Source organism: Caulobacter sp. CCUG 60055, assembly GCF_022750545.1.
In the GTDB taxonomy this organism is placed as follows: Bacteria; Pseudomonadota; Alphaproteobacteria; order Caulobacterales; family Caulobacteraceae; genus PUIC01.
Genome location: NZ_PUIC01000003.1, coordinates 153,594 through 171,416, shown reverse-complemented (window position 1 = coordinate 171,416; position 17,823 = coordinate 153,594). Strand labels below are relative to the sequence as shown.

Annotated in this window: 19 protein-coding genes; 6 read left to right on the top strand and 13 right to left on the bottom strand. The window is 71.0% G+C overall.

What is annotated here, in order from left to right; genetic code table 11:
* Nucleotides 1-35: 35 nt before the first annotated feature.
* From leuD to trmD, 4 genes are all read right to left on the bottom strand, one after another.
* Entirely contained in the window at nt 36-644 is a 609-nt protein-coding gene (gene leuD, locus C5708_RS05885) for a 3-isopropylmalate dehydratase small subunit (protein ID WP_242918862.1), read from the bottom strand.
* A gap of 11 nt (nt 645-655) precedes the next feature.
* Entirely contained in the window at nt 656-2,116 is a 1,461-nt protein-coding gene (leuC, locus tag C5708_RS05880) for a 3-isopropylmalate dehydratase large subunit (RefSeq protein WP_242918860.1), read from the bottom strand.
* A 230-nt stretch (nt 2,117-2,346) separates the two neighbouring features.
* Nucleotides 2,347-2,745 carry a 50S ribosomal protein L19 gene (gene rplS / locus C5708_RS05875; protein WP_242918858.1) on the bottom strand — a complete coding sequence of 133 codons (399 nt, stop codon included), beginning with the start codon at nt 2,743-2,745 and terminating at the stop codon, nt 2,347-2,349.
* 20 nt (nt 2,746-2,765) lie between these two features.
* Complete coding sequence (trmD, locus tag C5708_RS05870) at nt 2,766-3,488, bottom strand: tRNA (guanosine(37)-N1)-methyltransferase TrmD (protein ID WP_242918856.1); 723 nt, start codon at nt 3,486-3,488, stop codon at nt 2,766-2,768.
* A gap of 100 nt (nt 3,489-3,588) precedes the next feature.
* On the opposite strand from trmD, the gene C5708_RS05865 reads away from it, so the two are divergent.
* The gene (locus C5708_RS05865; RefSeq protein ID WP_242918854.1) at nt 3,589-4,449 is read left to right on the top strand and encodes an acyl-CoA thioesterase II; all 861 of its coding nucleotides are present in this window, start codon (nt 3,589-3,591) and stop codon (nt 4,447-4,449) included.
* Between the two features lie 3 nt (nt 4,450-4,452).
* Here the strand turns inward: C5708_RS05865 and rimM are convergent, their stop codons facing one another.
* The 4 genes from rimM to C5708_RS05845 form a co-directional block, all read right to left on the bottom strand.
* The gene (gene rimM, locus C5708_RS05860) at nt 4,453-4,965 is read right to left on the bottom strand and encodes a ribosome maturation factor RimM (RefSeq protein WP_242918852.1); all 513 of its coding nucleotides are present in this window, start codon (nt 4,963-4,965) and stop codon (nt 4,453-4,455) included.
* Nucleotides 4,966-5,021: 56 nt separating this feature from the next.
* On the bottom strand, nt 5,022-5,501 hold the full coding sequence (rpsP, locus tag C5708_RS05855) for a 30S ribosomal protein S16 (RefSeq protein ID WP_242918842.1): 480 nt from the start codon (nt 5,499-5,501) through the stop codon (nt 5,022-5,024).
* A 29-nt stretch (nt 5,502-5,530) separates the two neighbouring features.
* The gene (gene ffh, locus C5708_RS05850) at nt 5,531-7,045 is read right to left on the bottom strand and encodes a signal recognition particle protein (RefSeq protein WP_242918840.1); all 1,515 of its coding nucleotides are present in this window, start codon (nt 7,043-7,045) and stop codon (nt 5,531-5,533) included.
* A gap of 268 nt (nt 7,046-7,313) precedes the next feature.
* Nucleotides 7,314-8,339, bottom strand: coding sequence for an NAD(P)-dependent alcohol dehydrogenase (locus tag C5708_RS05845; RefSeq protein WP_242918832.1), 1,026 nt, complete (start codon nt 8,337-8,339; stop codon nt 7,314-7,316).
* Between the two features lie 135 nt (nt 8,340-8,474).
* Here C5708_RS05845 and C5708_RS05840 point away from each other — a divergent pair, with 135 nt between their 5' ends.
* Nucleotides 8,475-9,377 carry a LysR family transcriptional regulator gene (locus C5708_RS05840; RefSeq protein WP_242918830.1) on the top strand — a complete coding sequence of 301 codons (903 nt, stop codon included), beginning with the start codon at nt 8,475-8,477 and terminating at the stop codon, nt 9,375-9,377.
* On the opposite strand, the gene C5708_RS05835 is transcribed toward C5708_RS05840, so the two are convergent.
* Nucleotides 9,374-9,766, bottom strand: coding sequence for a VOC family protein (locus C5708_RS05835; RefSeq protein ID WP_242918822.1), 393 nt, complete (start codon nt 9,764-9,766; stop codon nt 9,374-9,376). The two genes, C5708_RS05840 and C5708_RS05835, sit on opposite strands and share 4 nt — an antisense overlap.
* A gap of 28 nt (nt 9,767-9,794) precedes the next feature.
* The gene (locus C5708_RS05830) at nt 9,795-10,832 is read right to left on the bottom strand and encodes a TraB/GumN family protein (protein ID WP_242918814.1); all 1,038 of its coding nucleotides are present in this window, start codon (nt 10,830-10,832) and stop codon (nt 9,795-9,797) included.
* Between the two features lie 193 nt (nt 10,833-11,025).
* Here C5708_RS05830 and C5708_RS05825 point away from each other — a divergent pair, with 193 nt between their 5' ends.
* Complete coding sequence (locus tag C5708_RS05825; RefSeq protein WP_242918812.1) at nt 11,026-11,592, top strand: hypothetical protein; 567 nt, start codon at nt 11,026-11,028, stop codon at nt 11,590-11,592.
* An 83-nt stretch (nt 11,593-11,675) separates the two neighbouring features.
* Here C5708_RS05825 and C5708_RS05820 read toward each other — a convergent pair whose 3' ends face one another.
* Nucleotides 11,676-13,829 (bottom strand): M3 family metallopeptidase, encoded by a 2,154-nt coding sequence (locus C5708_RS05820; protein WP_242918810.1) that lies wholly within the window; start codon nt 13,827-13,829, stop codon nt 11,676-11,678.
* A gap of 177 nt (nt 13,830-14,006) precedes the next feature.
* Here C5708_RS05820 and C5708_RS05815 point away from each other — a divergent pair, with 177 nt between their 5' ends.
* Both C5708_RS05815 and C5708_RS05810 read left to right on the top strand, forming a co-directional pair.
* Nucleotides 14,007-14,858 carry an aspartate/glutamate racemase family protein gene (locus tag C5708_RS05815; protein ID WP_242918808.1) on the top strand — a complete coding sequence of 284 codons (852 nt, stop codon included), beginning with the start codon at nt 14,007-14,009 and terminating at the stop codon, nt 14,856-14,858.
* 92 nt (nt 14,859-14,950) lie between these two features.
* Complete coding sequence (locus C5708_RS05810; RefSeq protein ID WP_242918806.1) at nt 14,951-15,499, top strand: SRPBCC domain-containing protein; 549 nt, start codon at nt 14,951-14,953, stop codon at nt 15,497-15,499.
* Between the two features lie 54 nt (nt 15,500-15,553).
* Here C5708_RS05810 and C5708_RS05805 read toward each other — a convergent pair whose 3' ends face one another.
* Together C5708_RS05805 and C5708_RS05800 are read right to left on the bottom strand one after the other, a co-directional pair.
* Entirely contained in the window at nt 15,554-16,090 is a 537-nt protein-coding gene (locus C5708_RS05805; RefSeq protein WP_242918804.1) for a carboxymuconolactone decarboxylase family protein, read from the bottom strand.
* 98 nt (nt 16,091-16,188) lie between these two features.
* Entirely contained in the window at nt 16,189-16,746 is a 558-nt protein-coding gene (locus C5708_RS05800; protein ID WP_242918802.1) for a peroxiredoxin, read from the bottom strand.
* Nucleotides 16,747-16,876: 130 nt separating this feature from the next.
* Between C5708_RS05800 and C5708_RS05795 the strand changes: the two genes are divergently transcribed.
* Nucleotides 16,877-17,782 carry a hydrogen peroxide-inducible genes activator gene (locus C5708_RS05795; RefSeq protein WP_242918800.1) on the top strand — a complete coding sequence of 302 codons (906 nt, stop codon included), beginning with the start codon at nt 16,877-16,879 and terminating at the stop codon, nt 17,780-17,782.
* Nucleotides 17,783-17,823 lie beyond the last annotated feature (41 nt).

The following is a 17,823-nucleotide window of genomic DNA, read 5'->3' as shown; positions in this document are numbered from 1 at the left end:
GAGCCTTCAGGTGGACGGCGGATCGGGAACGGCGGTCAGGCGTAGGCCCAGGGCTGGCTGAGCGCCTGGCGTTGCTCGAACAGGTCGATGTCGCCGACGTGCTGCAGCGTCTCGCCGATGGCGTCGAGGCCCTTGAGCAGCTTTTCCTTGCGGCCGGGGTCGATCTCGAAGCCGAACGTCTGGCCGGACGGGGCGGTCACCGTCTGCGCCTCGAGATCGACGGAGAAGACGTGGTTGCCGCCCTTGGCCTCGCCCATCAGGGCGCGGACCTGGGCCTCGGGCAGGACGACGGGCAACAGGCCGTTGTTGAAGCAGTTGTTGTAGAAGATGTCGGCGAAGCCCGGCGCGATCACGCAGCGGACGCCGAAGTCGAGCAGGGCCCACGGCGCGTGCTCGCGGCTGGAGCCGCAGCCGAAATTGTCGCCGGCGATCAGGACGGCGGTCTTGGCGTAGGCCGGCTGGTTCAGCACGAAGTCAGGCCGCTCGCGGCCCTCGCCGTCGAAGCGCAGGGCGTGGAACAGGCCCTTGCCCAGGCCCTCGCGCTCGACGGTCTTCAGGAACCGGGCGGGGATGATCTGGTCGGTGTCGATATTGGCGATGTCGAGCGGCGCGGCGCGGCCGTCGAGGCGGGAGAAGGGCTGCATGGTCGGAAACCCTAGGCGTTCGGGCCGGCGGCGGCCAGGGCGCGCACGTCGGCGATGCGGCCGGCGACGGCGGCGGCGGCGGCCATGGCCGGGCTCATCAGGTGGGTGCGGCCGCCGGGGCCCTGGCGGCCCTCGAAGTTGCGGTTCGAGGTCGAGGCGCAGCGTTCGCCGGGGGCCAGCTTGTCGGGGTTCATGCCCAGGCACATCGAGCAGCCCGGTTCGCGCCAGTCGAAGCCGGCGGCGATGAAGATGCGGTCCAGGCCCTCGGCCTCGGCCTGGGCCTTCACCAGGCCGGAGCCAGGCACGACCATGGCCTTGACGCCGGGGGCCACATGGCGGCCCTCGGCCACGGCGGCTGCGGCGCGCAGGTCCTCGATGCGGCTGTTGGTGCACGAGCCGATGAACACCCGGTCGATCCGGGCCTCGGCGATCGGCTGGCCGCCCTCGAGCCCCATATAGGCCAGGGCCCGCCGCACCTGGGCCTGCCTGACCGGGTCGGCGATGGCGGCCGGGTCGGGCACGCGGCCGTCGACCGGGGCCACGTCGTCGGGGCTGGTGCCCCAGGTGACCAGGGGGGCGATCCGCGCCGCGTCCAGCCGCACCTCGCGGTCGAAGCGGGCGTCGTCGTCGGTGAACAGCGTCTTCCAGTGGGCCAGGGCCATCTCCCAGGCCCCGCCCTTGGGCGCGGCCGGCCGGCCCTTGAGATAGTCGAAGGTGGTCTGGTCGGGGGCGACCAGGCCGGCGCGGGCGCCGGCCTCGATGGTCAGGTTGCACAGGGTCATGCGGCCTTCCATCGACAGGGCCCGCACGGCCTCGCCGGCGTACTCGATCACATGGCCGGCGCCGCCCGCGGCCCCGATCTCGCCGATCACCGCCAGGGCGATGTCCTTGGCCCCGACTCCGGGGGCGGGGGTTCCGTCGATGACGACGCGCATGTTCTTCGACTTGCGCTGGCGCAGGGTCTGGGTGGCCAGCACGTGCTCGACCTCGGAGGTGCCGATGCCGTGGGCCAGGGCCCCGAAGGCGCCGTGGGTCGAGGTGTGGCTGTCGCCGCAGACGATGGTCATGCCCGGCTGGCTGCGGCCCTGCTCGGGGCCGACGACATGGACGATGCCGTTGCGCACGTCGCCCATGGGGAAGAACTCGACGCCGTGGGCGGCGACGTTGCGGGCCAGGGTCTCGAGCTGCAGCCGCGCCTCGGGATCGGTCACGGCGGCGACGCCGCGCGCCTGGCCCTCGGTGGGCACGTTGTGGTCGGCCACGGCCAGGGTGCGCTCGGGCCGGCGCACCGGCCGCCCCGCCGTCTTCAGCCCGGCGAAGGCCTGCGGCGTGGTCACCTCGTGGATCAGGTGCAGGTCGATATACAGAATCTGTTCGCCGTTGGGATCGGCCGCCGCGACGTGGGCGTCCCAGATCTTGTCGTACAGGGTCCTGGGGCCGCCGTGCGGCGAGGGGGGGATTTGTCCGGACATAGTACGCGGCTTTTAAGCGGGGCGGACCCCGATCGTAAACCCCGGCCGGCAAATTTTCATCGGGAACCGGCGGTTTGGACGTGGAATCTTGTCGCCCGCCCGCCCGGTCTCCCCGCCGCCGGGACGAATTTCGCGCCGCGTCCGGCCGCCGGAACTTGGGCCCCGCACAGCAAAAAGGCCTCCGCCGGTGGGCGGAGGCCTTTCGCGAAGGTCGGATCGACCGGCCTGGATCAGGCTTCGGTCGGGGCGGCCTCTTCCTTGTTGGCCGACATGGCGCGTTCGGCGATGCGGGCGGCCTTGCCGCGGCGATCGCGCAGGTAATACAGCTTGGCGCGGCGGACGACGCCGCGGCGCTTGACTTCGATCGAGTCGATCATCGGCGACAGCAGCGGGAACACGCGTTCCACGCCTTCGCCGAAGGAGATCTTGCGGACGGTGAAGTTCTCATGGATGCCGCCGCCCGAACGGGCGATGCAGACGCCTTCATAGGCCTGGACGCGCTCGCGCTCGCCTTCCTTGATCTTCACGTTGACGCGCAGGGTGTCGCCCGGCTTGAAGTCCGGAACCTTGCGCAGCGACAGCAGACGCTGGGATTCTTCCTGTTCCAGCTGCTGGATGATGTTGGCCATCTTCATATCTCCTACGGGCTTTATTCGCCCTTTGCCTGTTGATTGGCGAGATGCGCCGCCCAGAGATCCGGCCGCCGCTTCCGCGTGGTGAGCTCCCGCTGCGCCTTGCGCCATTCGGCCACCTTGGAGTGGTGGCCGCTCAGCAGCACCTCGGGAATGTCGCGCCCTTCGAACGTCCGCGGCCGTGTGAACTGCGGATGCTCCAGGAGCCCGTCCTCGAAACTGTCGTCCTGCGCGCTGACCTGATTGCCCAGGACCCCGGGAACCAGCCGAACGCAGGCCTCGACCGCCACCATCGCCGCCGCCTCGCCGCCGGCGAGGACCGCGTCGCCGACGGCGACCTCCTCGAACCCCCGGGCGTCGAGCACCCGCTGGTCCACCCCCTCGAAGCGACCGCACAGGACCACCAGGCCCGGCGCCGCCGCCCACTCACGAACGCGCGCCTGGGTCAGGGGCCGGCCCCGGGCGCTCATGTACAAAAGCGGCCGTTCCGCGAGGCCTCCGGACGCCGAGAGGCTGTCCAGCGCCGCCGCGACCACGTCCGCGCGCATCACCTGCCCCGGCCCGCCCCCAGCGGGGGTGTCGTCGAGGAAGCCGCGCTTATCTGTGGAAAACGCCCGAATGTCCAGCGTTTCCAGACTCCAAAGCCCCGCCTCGCGCCAGGCCGAGCCGATCAGGGATACGCCGAGCGGCCCCGGAAAGGCCTCGGGGAACATGGTCAGGACGGTGACGTCGAAAGGCATGGCCCGGCATAGGCCCAAACCGCGGCCTTGGGTAGGGCCGCGCTTGCGGCCCGGCCTGCGAGGCCGTAAGCCCTTCGCGCTGCAGCATGGACCAAACGTCGTGACCGAACCCGAGAACCTCGTCGAAACCCTGGCGCTGGAGAAGATCGAGAAGAACCTGTTCCGGGGCGTCAGCCCGAACGACGGCTTCCCGCGCATCTTCGGCGGCCATGTCATCGCCCAGGCGCTGCTGGCGGCCTACGAGACGGTGCCCGAGCGGGTCTGCCACTCGCTGCACGCCTATTTCATCCGCCCCGGCGACGTGCGCATCCCGGTGCTCTACGAGGTCGACCAGGCCCGCGACGGCGGCACCTTCACCACCCGCCGGGTGATCGCCATCCAGAACGGCGAGCAGATCTTCAACCTGGCCGCCTCGTTCCAGGCGCCGGAAGAGGGCTTCGAGCACCAGTTCCCGGCCCCGGCCGCGCCCGATCCCGAGGCCACGCCCACCGAGGCCGAGCGTTTCGCCGAGGTCGCCGACCACTTCCCCGAGGCCTATCGCCGCCACATGGCCAGGCCCCGGCCGATCGACCTGCGCTGGGTGCAGCCGCAGCAGTACGTCGACCCCAAGCCGCAGCCGCCGACCAAGGAGGTGTGGATGCGGGCCAAGGCCGGGATCGGCCGCGACTTCCATCTGCACCAGGCGATCCTGGCCTACGCCTCCGACATGGCGTTCATGGAGACGGCCCTGCGCGTGCACGGCCTGAACTGGGACACGCCGGGCATGCAGTCGGCCAGCCTCGACCACGCCATGTGGTTCCACCGGCCGGTCGACTTCAACGACTGGGTGCTGTTCGCCCAGGACAGCCCGTCGGCGTCGCAGGGGCGCGGACTGGTGCGCGGGCAGATGTTCGCCAAGGACGGGACGCTGGTCGCCTCGGTGGCGCAGGAATGCCTGATGCGGCTGAAGCCGCCGCGCTGAGGCCTATTCGGTCTCGTCGGGGCGGACCACGACCACGCGGCCGCCAGCGATGTCGACCGTCGGCACCGCCTCGCGGGTGAAGGGCAGCCACCAGGCCGCGCCGGCCGGAGGCTGGATTTCGAGCAGGTCGCCGGCCCCGAAGTTCTGGACGGAGCGGATGCGCCCCACGGGCGCGCCCTGCGGCGTCTCGACCGGCAGGCCGATCAAATCGGTCAGGTAGTATTCGTCGTCCTCGACGGCCGGCAGGGCCTGGCGCGGGACGAACAGGCGCAGGCCGCGCATGGCGTCGGCCTGTTCCTTGGTGTCGATCTCGCGGACGCGGGCGATGACGTCGCCCTTGGCCACGCGGCCGGACAGCAGGGTCAGGCCCGGGGACCCGTCCTCGCGCACCAGGGCGGCGTAGTCGAGCAGGGCGCCCGGCCGCTCGGTGTAGGCGCTGATCCGCACCTCGCCGCGCACGCCGAAGGCGCCGGCCAGGCGGCCGACCAGGACGAGACGAGGCGAGGCTTGGGTCATGGGCGCGGCCGAACGCCGGCCCGTCCGCCGCGAGGCGGAGCGGGCCGGCGAAGGGATCAACCTTCCGTGGTTTCGGCCGGGGCTTCGGCCGGAGCCTCAGCGGCGGCTTCTTCGGCCGGCGCCTCGACGGGGGCTTCTTCGACCGGGGCGGCCGCAGCGGCGGCGGCGGCTTCGGCGGCCTCGGCCTCGGCGGCGACGCGGTCGGCTTCACGCTGGGCGCGTTCGGCGGCGCGTTCCTCGGCCTTCTTGCCCGGCTTGCCCTTGTTCGGGTTGTTGCCGGCTTCCCACTTGGCCAGGCCCTGCTGCGACAGGAAGCGGGCCACGCGGTCGGTCGGCTGGGCGCCCTTGCCGATCCATTCCTGGATGCGCTCGACCTTCAGGGTGACGCGGTTGGGGTCGTCCTTCTTGAGCAGCGGGTTGTAGGCGCCGACCTTCTCGATGAAGCGGCCGTCGCGGGGCGAGTGGCTGTCGGCGACGACGATCGAGTAGTAGGGGCGCTTCTTGGCGCCGCCGCGGGCGAGACGGATCTTCAGCATTTCAGTAGTCCTTCCAGGAATTCGGGAGTTCAGGATTTCGGTTTGCCGAACGGCAGGCCGGGCAAGCCCGGGAAACCGCTCGGGGGATTGGCTTGGCCGCCGCCCAGTCCGGGCAGCAGGTTCGCGGCCTCGGCCGGGTTCTGGGCCAGCTTGCCGCCGCCCATGGCCTTGAGGCGGGCGAGATCGGCGCCGCCGGGCATGGCGCCCATGGCCTGGGCCATGCGCATCATCGACTTGCCGCCGTCGCGGCTCATGGCCTTGAACACGTCGGCCATCTGGCGGTGCTGTTTCAGCAGGCGGTTGATCTCGGCCACGTCGACGCCGGCCCCGGCGGCGATGCGGCGCTTGCGCGAGGCCTGCAGGATGTCGGGCTTCTTGCGCTCCTGCTTGGTCATCGAGCTGATGATCGCCTGCTGGCGGCGGAACACGCGGTCGTCCACGCCGGACTCGGCGATCTGCTTCTTGACCTTCTGCACCCCGGGCAGCAGGCCCATGATGCCCTGCATGCCGCCCATCTTCTGCATCTGGGCCAGCTGCTCGGACAGGTCGTCGAGGTCGAACTGGCCCTTGGCCAGTTTCTTGGCCATGCGCTCGGCCTTGGCCTGGTCGAGGTCGGCGGCGGCCTTCTCGACCAGGGCCACCACGTCGCCCTGGCCCAGGATGCGGCCGGCGACGCGGCGGGCGTCGAACGGATCGAGGGCGTCGATCTTCTCGCCGGCGCCGAGGAACTTGATCGGCAGGCCGGTGACCGCCCGCATCGACAGGGCCGCGCCGCCGCGGCCGTCGCCGTCGGCGCGGGTCAGGATCAGGCCGGTCAGCGGCAGGCGCTCGTGGAAGGCCTTGGCCGTGCGCACCGCGTCCTGGCCGGTCAGGCTGTCGGCGACCAGCAGGGTCTCGACCGGATTGGCGATGCGGGCGATCTCGGCCGCCTCGCTCATCATCGCCTCGTCGAGGGTGGTGCGGCCGGCGGTGTCGAGGATCAGGACGTCGTAGCCGCCGAGCTTGGCGGCCGACAGGGCCCGGCGGGCGATGTCGGGCGCGCTCTGGCCGGCGATGATCGGCAGGGTGTCGACCTCGGCCTGCTTGCCCAGCAGGGCCAGCTGCTCCATCGCCGCCGGACGGCGGGTGTCGAGCGAGGCCATCAGGACCTTCTTGCGGTCCTGCTTGGTCAGGCGCAGGGCCAGCTTGCCCGAGGTGGTGGTCTTGCCCGAGCCCTGCAGGCCGGCCATCAGGATCACCGCCGGCGGGGCGGCGGCCAGGTTGATCGGCTCCGGCTCGTCGCCGCCCAGCATCTCGACCAGGCCGTCATGGACGATCTTGACCACCATGTCGGCGGGGCGGACCGAGCGGACCACCTCTTCGCCGGTGGCCCGTTCCTTGGCCTTGGCGACGAAGTCCTTGACCACGGGCAGGGCGACGTCGGCTTCGAGCAGGGCGACGCGGACCTCGCGCAGGGCCTCGTCGACGTCCTTCTCGGACAGCACGCCGCGGCCGCTGAGGCGGTCGAAGACGCTGGATAGACGCTCTGACAGTCCGTCGAACATAAGTGGTCCCTTGCGCGCTATGCTTGGCCCAAACGCCCTCGACCCCCGTGGACGATCACGTCGACGGGGGGCCTCGCCGCCCTCGTCCGATATAGGCCTTGTCCTGGCGCTTCGCTGCTCGAGGACGGCCGACCGGGGTCGTGGCGGTGGAGGGCGCTGATCAAGATAGCGCCGGAAAGCGGGCCTTATGCGCGCGAAAGGCTGAAAACGCAAGCCTTTCGGCCCGCCGCGCGGGCGGCGGGCCCTTTTACGGGCGGCGGGCGGGGCGTCAGCCGACCTCGACGACGATCTTGCCGAACGGGCCGCGGTCCAGGTGGTCGAGGGCGGCGGGCAGGTCGGCGAGGGGGTAGCGGGCGTCGATCACCGGCCTGAGGCCGATGCGGTCGACGGCGCGGACCATGTCCTCCTGGGCCCGGCGATGGCCGACCACCACGCCGAAGACCGTCACCTCCTTCAGCAGCAGCGGAACGACCCGGGTCTTGAGCTCGAACCCTTCCAGCAGGCCGATCATGGCGATCCTGCCGCCCACCGCCGCCGCCGCGACCGAACGGTCGAGATTGGCCCCGCCGGCCAGCTCGAGAATGTGGTCGGCGCCCCGTCCGCCGGTGTGGGCGATCACCGCCTCGGCCCAGTCGCCGGCGAGGCGGTTGATCCCGTGGTCGGCGCCCAGGGCCTTGGCCCGGGCCAGCTTGGCGTCGTCGCCGGAGGTGACGATGACCTCGGCCCCGGCCGCCTTGGCGAACTGCAGGCCGAACAGGGCGACGCCGCCGGTGCCCTGGACGACCACGGTCTCGCCGGCCTTGAGGCCGCCGCGTTCGAACAGGGAGAACCAGGCGGTCAGGCCGGCGATGGGCAGGGTGCTGGCCTCGGCCGGGGTCAGGCTGGCGGGGGCGGCGGTCAGCCAGTCCTGGTTCAGCACAACATATTCGGCCAGCACGCCCTGATGGAGGCCGCCCAGGGTGGCGTAGCCGGGCCGGGCCGCCGATCCGCCGGTGCGGCCGTCGATCCAGCCCGGCACGAAAGTCGAGATCACCCGGTCGCCGGCGGCGAACCGGGCGACGCCCGTCCCGACGGCCGCCACCTCGCCGGCCATGTCGGACAACGGCGTCAGCGGGAACGGCAGGTCGAGGCCCATGCCGGTCTCGATCACCAGCTTGTCGCGATAGTTCAGCGAGACGGCCGCAACCTTGACCAGCACCTGGCCGGGGCCCGGCGTCGGGACCGGAACTTCGGCCAAGGCCAGGTTTTCGCGGCCGACCGCGTTCAAGGTCCAGCGCTTCATGGTCTGCGCCATAGGGTTGGTTCTCCGTCGGATCGGCGCCGCCCGTGCGGCGCGTGAAGCGAGAACCCTATCCGGCCGACAATGTCGGTGGTGGCGGCGAATTGTCGGGTTATTGTCGCTCAAATTTCTACAATTGAGGCGACGACGATGGCGGACCGGCTGAACGGCGTGTCGGTGTTCGTGCAGGCGGCGGAGGCCGGCGGCTTCGCCCAGGCGGGCGAGCGGCTGGGCCTGTCGCGATCGGCGGTGGGCAAGGCGGTGGCCCGGCTGGAGGCGCGGCTGGGCGCGCGCCTGTTCCACCGCACCACCCGCAGCCAGAGCCTGACCGACGACGGCCAGGCGTTCTACGAGCGCTGCGTGCGCGCCCTGAACGAGTTGGAGGCGGGGGCGGCGGCGCTGGATTCGGGCCGCCGCGAGCCGGTCGGCCGCCTGCGGGTCAGCATGCCGGTGACGTTCGGCCGCCGTTGCGTCGCGCCGATCCTGGTCGACCTCGCCCGCGCGCATCCCGGCCTGCGGCTCGACCTGGCCTTCAGCGACCGTCCCGTCGACCTGATCGAGGAGGGTTTCGACCTGGCGATCCGCAACGGCCTGGCCCCGGACGGCGCGGGACTGATGAGCCGGCGGCTGTCGGGTCAACGGATGACGGTCTGCGCCTCGCCGGCCTATCTGGCCCGGCGCGGGACGCCGGCGAGCCTCGAGGATCTCGCCGACCACGAGGCGGTGCTCTACAGCCGCGGCGCCAAGATGCGGACCTGGCTGTTTCCCGACGCCGACGGCCGCCTGCGCGAGGCGACCGTCCCGAGCCGCCTGCGCTTCGACGATCTGGAGGCGATCGCGGCGGCGGCGGTCGACGGCATGGGCCTGGCCTGGCTGCCCTGCTGGCTGGTCGCGCCTTGTCTCGCGCGCGGCGAACTGGTCCGGGTGCTGGCCGACGAGCCGGGCCTGGTGTTCGACAGCTACGCCCTGTGGCCGCAGGGGCCGCACCTGCCGTCGCGGGTGCGCGTCGCCATCGACGCCCTGGCCGCCCGCATGCCGGCGCTGATGAGCTAGGCGCGCAGCTCCAGATTGTTGCCTTCCGGGTCGCGCAGGTAGATCGAGGTCGCCTCGCCGGTCGAGCCGTAGCGCTCGCCGATCTCGCCCACGGCGACGCCATGCCGGCCCAGGTGGGCGACCACCGTCTCGACGTCGAAATCGGCCACCCGCAGGCACAGGTGGTCCATGTTGCGGCCGCCGCGACGGGGCGGGGCCCCGCCCATGCGGCCGATGCGGCCCTTGACGTCGACGAGGTCGATGAGCTGGCCGCCCGCCCGCAGCTGGGTCAGGCCGATCGCCTCCTGCCGGCGCTCGACCGTGCAGCCGAGCACGTCGACATAGAACCGCTCCATCGCCTCGGGGTCGACGGCGCGGATCACCACATGGTCGATGCCGGTCAGCCGCATCCGTCGTTCTCCCTGATTCTGCGCGGGGTCATTCCGGCGGCACGCTGATGGTCGCGCCGGCGGCCTTGAGGCGGTCCAGCACGCCGTCGCGACGCAGCAGGAAGGAAAGGTCAATCACCGCCACCGTCTTGCCGGGGCGGTCGAGGGTCTTGAGCACCGCGCCGGTGGCTTCCTCGACTCCCTTCTGCACCATGCCGTTGACCCCCGGCGACTGCAGCAGGCAGCGCTCCAGCTGCGAGGCGCCGTAGCGCTGCCGCACCGTGTGCAGGTCGCCGGCGGCCCAGGCCTGGCCGAAGCCGACCGGATCGGCACCCTCGCGGTCGATCTCGTTCAGCGCGCCGTCGAGGCATTCGAGCTGCTGGCCGTCGGAGAGCTTGCCGATCGAGCCGATCAGGCCGGAGGTGCGCAGCTCGGCCATCGGGCGGACCTTGACGCCCTTGGCCTTGGCCATGCGCAGGATGGTCGATCCGGGCTTGGCGTCCGACAGCCCGGCCGCCTCGCGGAAATCCTCCAGCAGCCGGAACCCGGCCACCGCGGGCTTCCATCCGGCGTAGCGGCCGGGGTCCTTGCCCAGGCGCGTGCGCGTGGCGACGAAGCGGGCGCGCAGGTCGGGCGGCAGCGACGGCTCCAGGCTCTTGCCCATCGGTTGGCGCAGGCGCAGCGCGCCGCCCAGCATCAGGCCGGCGACGTCGCGCACCCCGGTCTTGGCCGCCGGCGGCATGAGCAGCAGGTCGGCGCCGTCGAGGGCGTGCTGGACGCGGCCGGCGTCCCAGGTCTGCATGTGCCGCAGCGGTGTGACCGAGCCGACGATGATCAGCTGGGCGTCGCCCTTCTGGACGCGCCACAGCGCCGGCCCGGGCGGGTGGGCGACGACCAGCAGCTCCTCGACCACCGGGCTGTCCTCGCCGGGGGGCTGGGCGGCCTGGAGCTGCACGGCGGGCGCGGGCGCGGGCGGCGGGGCGGGGGCCGGCTGGGCGCGGGCCGGGGCGGTCTGCGCCAGCAGGGCCAGGGCCGATCCCGCCGCCGCCAGCCGGGCGAAGCCATCCTTGCAAACACGGGTCGCCATGCTGGGGTCCTTGCGTCGCCGCCTCGGTCTGCGCCGAGGCTCGGTTTCAGCTAAGTCGAAATTGCGGCGGCTTTCTTACCGTGCGGCCAGGCCGCGCGCATGCGCGAACTTGGCGCGGCCGTCCGATCTCGACCGCCCGCAGGGCGCCCGCTAGCCTCAGGCGGGGAAACGAGCCTTTCGACAGGGGGAGACGATGAAGGGACGCGTTGTTCTGGCCGGCGTTCTCGGGGGCGTGGCCATGTATGTCTGGGCCAGCGTCGCCTACATGTCGCCGCTGGGCATGATCGGGTTCAAGGACCTGCCGAACGAGGCGACGGCCGTGGCGGCGCTGCAGACCGCGGTGCGCGAGGCGGGCGGCCTCTACATCTTCCCGAGCCAGGGCGGAGCGGCCGACAAGGCCGCCTACGCCGAGAAGCTGAAGACCACGCCGCAGGGCGTCCTGGTCTACAAGCCCGCCGGCACGCCGATGATGACGCCCGGCCAACTGATCGTCGAGCTGGTGCTGGAGCTGGTCGAGGCCGTCCTGGCGGCCTGGCTCTTGTCCCAGACGGCGCTGTCGGCGTTCTGGTCCAGGGTCCGCTTCGTCACGGCGATCGGCGTGGTGGTCGCCATCACCACCAACGGCTCCTACTGGAACTGGTACGGCTATCCGGTCGACTACACCCTGGCCAACATCTTCATGCAGGTGGTCGGCTTCTTCGTCGCCGGCCTGGTCATCGCCTTCATGACCCGGAACAAGGAGACGGTCGCCGCGGCCTAGGGCCCGCCGCCCCCGGGGTCCCGGATCGGCCTTGCGGCCGTCCGGGACGACGGTGAGCGACGCCTCGCCTTAGGCCTTACGCCTTACGCTTTCGCCGGGGCGGCGAAGCCGCGGTTGCGCATCAGGGCGTCGATGGTCACGTCGCGGCCGCGGAAGCGGCGGAACGCCTCGTCGGCCGGGATGGTGTTGCCGACGCTCATGATGTCGTCGTGCAGCCGTTTGGCCACCGCCTTGTCGTAGAAACCGCCGGGCGCCTCCTGGAACGCCTCGGCCGCGTCGGCGGTCAAGGTGTCGGCCCAGATGTAGTCGTAGTAGCCGGCCGAATAGCCGTCGCCCGAGAAGATGTGGCCGAACTGGGTGGGCCGGTGGCGCATGACGATCTCGGGCGGCATGCCGATCTCGGCCATGGTGTCCTTCTCGAACTGGCCCGGATCGATGGCCTGGCCCTTGGCGGCCAGGTGGATCTTCATGTCGTAGATGGCCGAGCCCAGGTATTCGACGGTCTTGAAGCCCTGGTTGAAGGTCTTGGCCTTCTCGATCTTGGCCACCAGGGCGTCGGGGATCGGCTGGCCGGTCTTGTAGTGGACGGCGAACTGGCTCAGCACCTGCTTGGTCGGCAGCCAGTGCTCGTTGAGCTGCGAGGGGAACTCGACGAAGTCGCGGGCGACGTTGGTGCCGGCCAGGGTCGGGTAGTTCACGCTGGAGTTCAGGCCGTGCAGGGCGTGGCCGAACTCGTGGAACATGGTCGAGGCGTCGTCCCATGACACCAGGATCGGCTCGCCCGGCTTGCCCTTCACGAAGTTGGCGTTGTTCGAGACGATCGGCAGCACCACGCCCTTGAACCGCTCCTGGGTGCGGTACTCGTTCATCCAGGCGCCCGACTGCTTGCCCGGGCGGGCGTAAGGGTCGAAGTACCACAGGCCGACCGGCTGGCCGGCGCGAGTCACTTTGAACACCCGCACGTCGGGGTGATAGACCGGCGCGTCGTGGATCTGGGTGAACTCGAAGCCGTAGAGCTGGCCCGCCGCCCAGAACATGCCCTCGCGCAGCTTCTCAAGCTGCAGGTACGGCTTCACCTCGTTCTCGTCGAGGTCGTAGCGCGCCTTGCGCACCTTTTCCGAATAGTAGCGGTAGTCCCAGGGCTCGATCTTGATCTTGGCGCCCTCGGAATCGGCCAGCTTCTGCATGTCGGCCACTTCCTCGCGGGCGCGGGCCGAGGCCGGCTTCCAGACCTTCATCATCAGGTCCATGGCCGCGTCGGGGGTCTTGGCCATCTGGTCGGCGGTGATCCAGTGGGCGTAGGTCGCAAAGCCCAGCAGCTTGGCCTTCTCGGCCCGCAGCTGCAGGATCTGGGTGATCACCGGCTTGTTGTCGTGGGCGCCGGCGTTGTCGCCGCGCATCACCCACATGCGCCAGACCTTCTCGCGCAGGGCGCGGTTGTTCGAATAGACCAGGAACGGCTCGGCCGAGGAGCGGGTGTTGGTGATCACCCACTTGCCGGGCAGCTTCTTGTCGACGGCGGCCTGGGCCGCGCCGGCGCGCACGCTGTCGGGCAGGCCGTCGAGATCGGCCTCCTTGTCGATGACGACGGTGTAGCCTTCCTCGTCGGCCAGTTCGTTCTGGCTGAAGGTGGTGTAGAGGCTGGCCAGCTTCTGGTTGATCTCGCCCAGCCGCTTCTTGGAGGCGGCGTCGAGCGCCGCGCCCTGGCGGGCGAAGTTGTTGTAGATGACCCAGGTCAGGCGCTGCTGCTCGGGGGTCAGGCCCGAGGTCTCACGCTTGTCGTAGACGGCCTTCACCCGGGCGAACAGGGCGCCGTTCTGGGTGATTTCGTCCTGATAGGCGGCCAGGACCGGCGACAGGTCCTGCTCGACCTTGCGCATCGGCCCCACGCTCATGGTGGAGGTGAAGACGTTGAACGGGCAGAACGCCCGCGTCAGCGGCCGGCCGGCGTTCTCCAGGGCGGCGATGGTGTTGTCGAAGGTCGGCGCGGCCTTGTTCGCCGCGATGGCGGCGATCTCGGCGCGGCCCTGGGCCATGCCGGCCTTGAAGGCCGGGACGAACAGCTCGGGCTTGACCTTGTCGAAGGCGGGCACGCCGCCGAACGGGCCTTTCCACGGCGCGAGCAACGGGTTGGCCCCGGCCGCGGCGCCCTTGGCTGCGGTCTTGGTCGCCGCGTCGGCGATGGCGGGGGAAAGGACGGCCGCGCTGGCGGCCGCGAGGAAAGAACGTCGCTTCAAGGGGCGTCTCCAGGGATCGATCTTGCGCGGCACCCTAGACCGGCCGGGGGAAAGCGTCACATGACAGGACTGTAATGATGGCCGCCCCGCCAGCCGGGGGACGATCGCGGCCGAACGGTGGAAAGTTCGCCGCCGGCGCCTTCCGCCGCGCCGCCGGCCCGGCTAAAGCCTTGGGGCATGGCGATCGGCGTATTCGATTCCGGCGTGGGCGGGCTGACGGTCCACCGCGCCCTCGTGGACCGACTGAAGTCGGCCGACTTCATCTATCTGGCCGACCAGGCCAACGCGCCCTACGGCGTGCGGCCCGGCGAGGAGATCGTCGAGCTGACGCGGGCCGGCTGCATCCGGCTGTTCGAGGCGGGCGCCAACCTGATCGTCCTGGCCTGCAACACCGCCTCGGCCATCGCCCTGCGCCGCCTGCAGCAGACCTGGCTGCCCGGCTATCGCCAGGAGATCGGCCGGCCGGTCAACGTGCTGGGCATCATCGTGCCGACCATCGAGGCGGCCACGGGGGTGCCCTGGGAGCACGAGGCCGAGCGCCGCGGCGACAAGGTCGAGGCCCTCGACGTGCTGGGCGTGTTCTCCACCCCGGCCACGACGCGGAGCCGGGTCTACGAGATCGAGATCGACAAGCGCCGCCAGGACGTGGCGGTGTTCTCCGAGCCGTGCCCGACCCTGGTGCACCTGATCGAGGGCGACGCCGGCGCGGTCGAGCTGGCCAAGACCGTCGAGGGCCACGTGGCGGCGCTGAAGACCCGCATCGGCCGCCATCCCGACCGGGCGATCCTCGGCTGCACCCACTACGAGATCCTCGCCGACATCTTCCGCGCCGCCCTGCCGCCGGGCACGCCGCTGATCCACCAGCCGGCGACCACGGCCGACGCGGTCGAACGCTATCTGGAGCGGCATCCGGAATATCCGCCGGGGACGGGCGGGACGCGGCGGTTCCTGACCACCGGCAGGCCGGGCCCGCAGAACGGCCTGGTCGAGGCGTTCTGGGGCGGTCCGGTCAGTTTCGAGGCGGCCTGACGTCGCACCCGCCTCGGGGCGCTTGTCCCCGTCGCGGATTTGGGCCGACCCTGCGCCGCCGCCGATGCGCGGCGCGAGCCAGGGAGGCGGTCATGCGCGTGCAAGCGTGCGTTTGGGCGGCGACAGCTTTGATGATGTTCGGCGGAGCGGCGGCGGCGGAGGTGGTCGATTCCGGTCCGGGCGGGTTCACGGTGCGGACCACGGTCCATGTCGCCGCCCCGGCTGACAAGGTCTACGCCGCCCTGGTCCAGCCGGCCCGCTGGTGGAACTCCGAACACACCTTCTCGGGCGACGCGCGCAACCTCAGCCTCGACGCCCAGCCGGGCGGCTGCTTCTGCGAAGCGTTGAAGAACGGCGGCGGCGTACGCCACCAGACGGTGGTCTATGTCGATCCCGGCAGGGTGCTGCGCTTGCGCGGCCCCTTGGGCCCGCTGCAGGGGCTGGCCGTCGACGGCGCCCTGACCTTCGCGCTCAAGCCGGCGGGCGACGGCGTCGACCTGCAGGAGACCTACGCGGTCGCCGGCTACGCCAAGGACGGGCTGGCCGCCTGGCCGGCGCCGGTGGACGGGGTGCTGGCCGAACAGCTCGGCCGGCTCAAGCGCCTGGTCGAGACCGGCCGGCCGGACGAGGCGAAGAAGTAGGCAGGCGAAGAACCGATCCTCTCCGCGTTTGCGAGGGAGGATCGGCTGGAAGCTTCAGCTCGCGGCGGCGGCTTCGCCGGCGACCACGCGGCTGACGGCGTTGACCACGGCGGCGATGCGCAGGGCCGCCTGGATGTTGACGTTGGGCACGCCGCGCTTCTTCAGTTCTTCCTCGTGGGCGTCCAGGCACATGCCGCAGCCGTTGACCGCCGACACCGCCGTGCACCACAGCTCGAAATCGGTCTTCTCGACGCCGGGGTTGGCGATGATGTTCATGCGCAGCTTGGCCGGCAGGGTGCGGTATTCCTGGTTCTTCATCAGGTGCAGGGCGCGATAGTAGACGTTGTTCATGCCCATGATCGCGGCCGCCGCCTTGGCGCCGGTCTTGGCCTCCTCGGTCAGGCCGGCCGCCGCCGCCGCCGCCTCGATCGCCTTGACCACCGCCGGCACGCCCACCGCATGGGCGGCGGCGACGAACGTCCCCCACTTCTGCTGGTCGCTGAGCAGGCTCTCGGCGGCCAGGGAGGACAGGTTCAGGCTCAGGTCCTTGGCGTAGGCGGGCAGGCTGTCCCGCAGCGCGTCCAGCGACATCGGCGTCTCCGATCGGTTCTGAAGAAAAACGGAGCCCGGAACGCGCGCCTCAAGAGGAGAGGGCGGGCGCGCCTTCCGGGCTCGAAGAAGGCGGAGGCTTAGGCCGCCTTCAGGGTGTCGCCGCCCACCGCGCGGTTGCAGGGGCAGAGCTCGTCGGTCTGCAGCGCGTCGAGCACGCGCAGGGTGTCGGCCGGCGCGCGGCCGACGTTCAGGTTGGTGACGTAGACGTGCTGCACGACGTTGAACGGATCGACCACGAAGGTGGCGCGCAGGGCCACGCCGGCGTCGGCGTCGAGGATGCCGAGGTCGCGGGCGAACTTGCCGCCGTTGTCGGCGAACGACCAGATCGGCAGCTTATTCAGGTCGGCGTGGTCGCGGCGCCAGGCCAGCTTGACGAACTCGTTGTCGGTCGAGCCGCCCAGGACGACGGTGTCGCGATCGGCGAAGTCCTTGTTCAGGCGGGCGAACTCGGCGATCTCGGTCGGGCACACGAAGGTGAAGTCCTTCGGGTAGAAGAAGATCACCTTCCACTTGCCCGCGAAGCTCTCGTTGTTCAGGTCCTCGAACGCGCTCACGCCGTTCTCTTCGTGATTGTTGAAGCCCGGCTTCACGCCGACAATCTTGAATTCAGGCAGTTTTTCGCCGACGCCCAGCATCGCGTTCTCCATAAATCAAACGGGTTGGAAGGCCCGGTGCCGGGCCGCGGAGGCAGGGATAGGCGGTTCGCCGCCGAAAGGCCAATCGATTGTTTTTGAGATTTGCATAGAGCAATCCTATATAAGCTCCATGCTTCCGACCCTGCGCCAACTGCAATACCTCAAGCTGCTCGCCGAGCACGGCTCGTTCAGCCGCGCCGCCGACGCCGCCCACGTCACCCAGCCGACCCTGTCGGCCGGCGTCGCCGAACTGGAGAAGATCCTCGGCGCGCCGGTGGTCGACCGCGCCCGCTCGGGCGTCATCCTGACCACCGTCGGCGAGGAGGCGGTCCGCCGCGCCCAGGCCATCCTCGCCCAGGCCGAGGACCTGGTGCAGACCGCCCGCAGCGCCGGCCAGCCGCTGTCGGGCCGTTTCCGCCTGGGGGTGATCCCGACGGTGGCGCCGTTCCTGCTGCCTGGCGCCCTGCCGGCCCTGCGCGCCCGCTTCCCCAAGCTGCGGCTGTTCCTGCGCGAGGACCTGACCCACCGGCTGATCGCCGGGCTCAAGGCCGGGGCGCTTGATGCGGCCCTGATCGCCCTGCCCTACGACGTCTCGGGGCTGGAGACCGCCCACGTCGACGACGACGAACTGCTCGCCGCCTTCCCCGCCAACCACCCGCTCACCGCCGAGCGGCGGGTGTCGCCGACGCGGATGGAGGAGGACGACCTGATCCTGCTGGAGGACGGCCATTGCCTGCGCGAGCACGCCCTGGCCGCCTGCGGCCTGGAGCCGCCCAAGGCGCACGGCGAGGAGGCGGCCTTCGCGGCCACTTCGTTGCCGACCCTGGTGCAGATGGTCGGTTCGGGCCTGGGCGTGTCGTTCCTGCCGGCCATGGCCGTCGAGGCGGGCCTTACCGACAACGCCCCGGTCGCCGTGCGGCCGCTGGCCGGCGCCGGCGATCGCCCGCCCTCGCGCGAGATCGTGGTGGCTTGGCGCGCCGGCTCCAGCCGCGCCCCGGAAGGCCGCCTGCTGGCCGAGGCGCTGCAGGCGGCCTAGCGGCCGATCCGGTCCTCCCCCCGCATGCGGTGCGGGGGGAG

Coding starts and splice junctions, on each gene's coding strand:
- C5708_RS05825 (WP_242918812.1), top strand. CDS start 11,026: ATGAAGGGACGCGTTGTTCTGGCCGGCGTTCTCGGGGGCGTGGCCATG.
- C5708_RS05845 (WP_242918832.1), bottom strand. CDS start 8,339: ATGGCGCAGACCATGAAGCGCTGGACCTTGAACGCGGTCGGCCGCGAA.
- C5708_RS05810 (WP_242918806.1), top strand. CDS start 14,951: ATGCGCGTGCAAGCGTGCGTTTGGGCGGCGACAGCTTTGATGATGTTC.
- leuC (WP_242918860.1), bottom strand. CDS start 2,116: ATGTCCGGACAAATCCCCCCCTCGCCGCACGGCGGCCCCAGGACCCTG.
- leuD (WP_242918862.1), bottom strand. CDS start 644: ATGCAGCCCTTCTCCCGCCTCGACGGCCGCGCCGCGCCGCTCGACATC.
- rpsP (WP_242918842.1), bottom strand. CDS start 5,501: ATGCTGAAGATCCGTCTCGCCCGCGGCGGCGCCAAGAAGCGCCCCTAC.
- C5708_RS05795 (WP_242918800.1), top strand. CDS start 16,877: ATGCTTCCGACCCTGCGCCAACTGCAATACCTCAAGCTGCTCGCCGAG.
- C5708_RS05815 (WP_242918808.1), top strand. CDS start 14,007: ATGGCGATCGGCGTATTCGATTCCGGCGTGGGCGGGCTGACGGTCCAC.
- rplS (WP_242918858.1), bottom strand. CDS start 2,745: ATGGCCAACATCATCCAGCAGCTGGAACAGGAAGAATCCCAGCGTCTG.
- C5708_RS05830 (WP_242918814.1), bottom strand. CDS start 10,832: ATGGCGACCCGTGTTTGCAAGGATGGCTTCGCCCGGCTGGCGGCGGCG.
- C5708_RS05800 (WP_242918802.1), bottom strand. CDS start 16,746: ATGCTGGGCGTCGGCGAAAAACTGCCTGAATTCAAGATTGTCGGCGTG.
- trmD (WP_242918856.1), bottom strand. CDS start 3,488: ATGCCTTTCGACGTCACCGTCCTGACCATGTTCCCCGAGGCCTTTCCG.
- C5708_RS05835 (WP_242918822.1), bottom strand. CDS start 9,766: ATGCGGCTGACCGGCATCGACCATGTGGTGATCCGCGCCGTCGACCCC.
- C5708_RS05805 (WP_242918804.1), bottom strand. CDS start 16,090: ATGTCGCTGGACGCGCTGCGGGACAGCCTGCCCGCCTACGCCAAGGAC.
- ffh (WP_242918840.1), bottom strand. CDS start 7,045: ATGTTCGACGGACTGTCAGAGCGTCTATCCAGCGTCTTCGACCGCCTC.
- rimM (WP_242918852.1), bottom strand. CDS start 4,965: ATGACCCAAGCCTCGCCTCGTCTCGTCCTGGTCGGCCGCCTGGCCGGC.
- C5708_RS05840 (WP_242918830.1), top strand. CDS start 8,475: ATGGCGGACCGGCTGAACGGCGTGTCGGTGTTCGTGCAGGCGGCGGAG.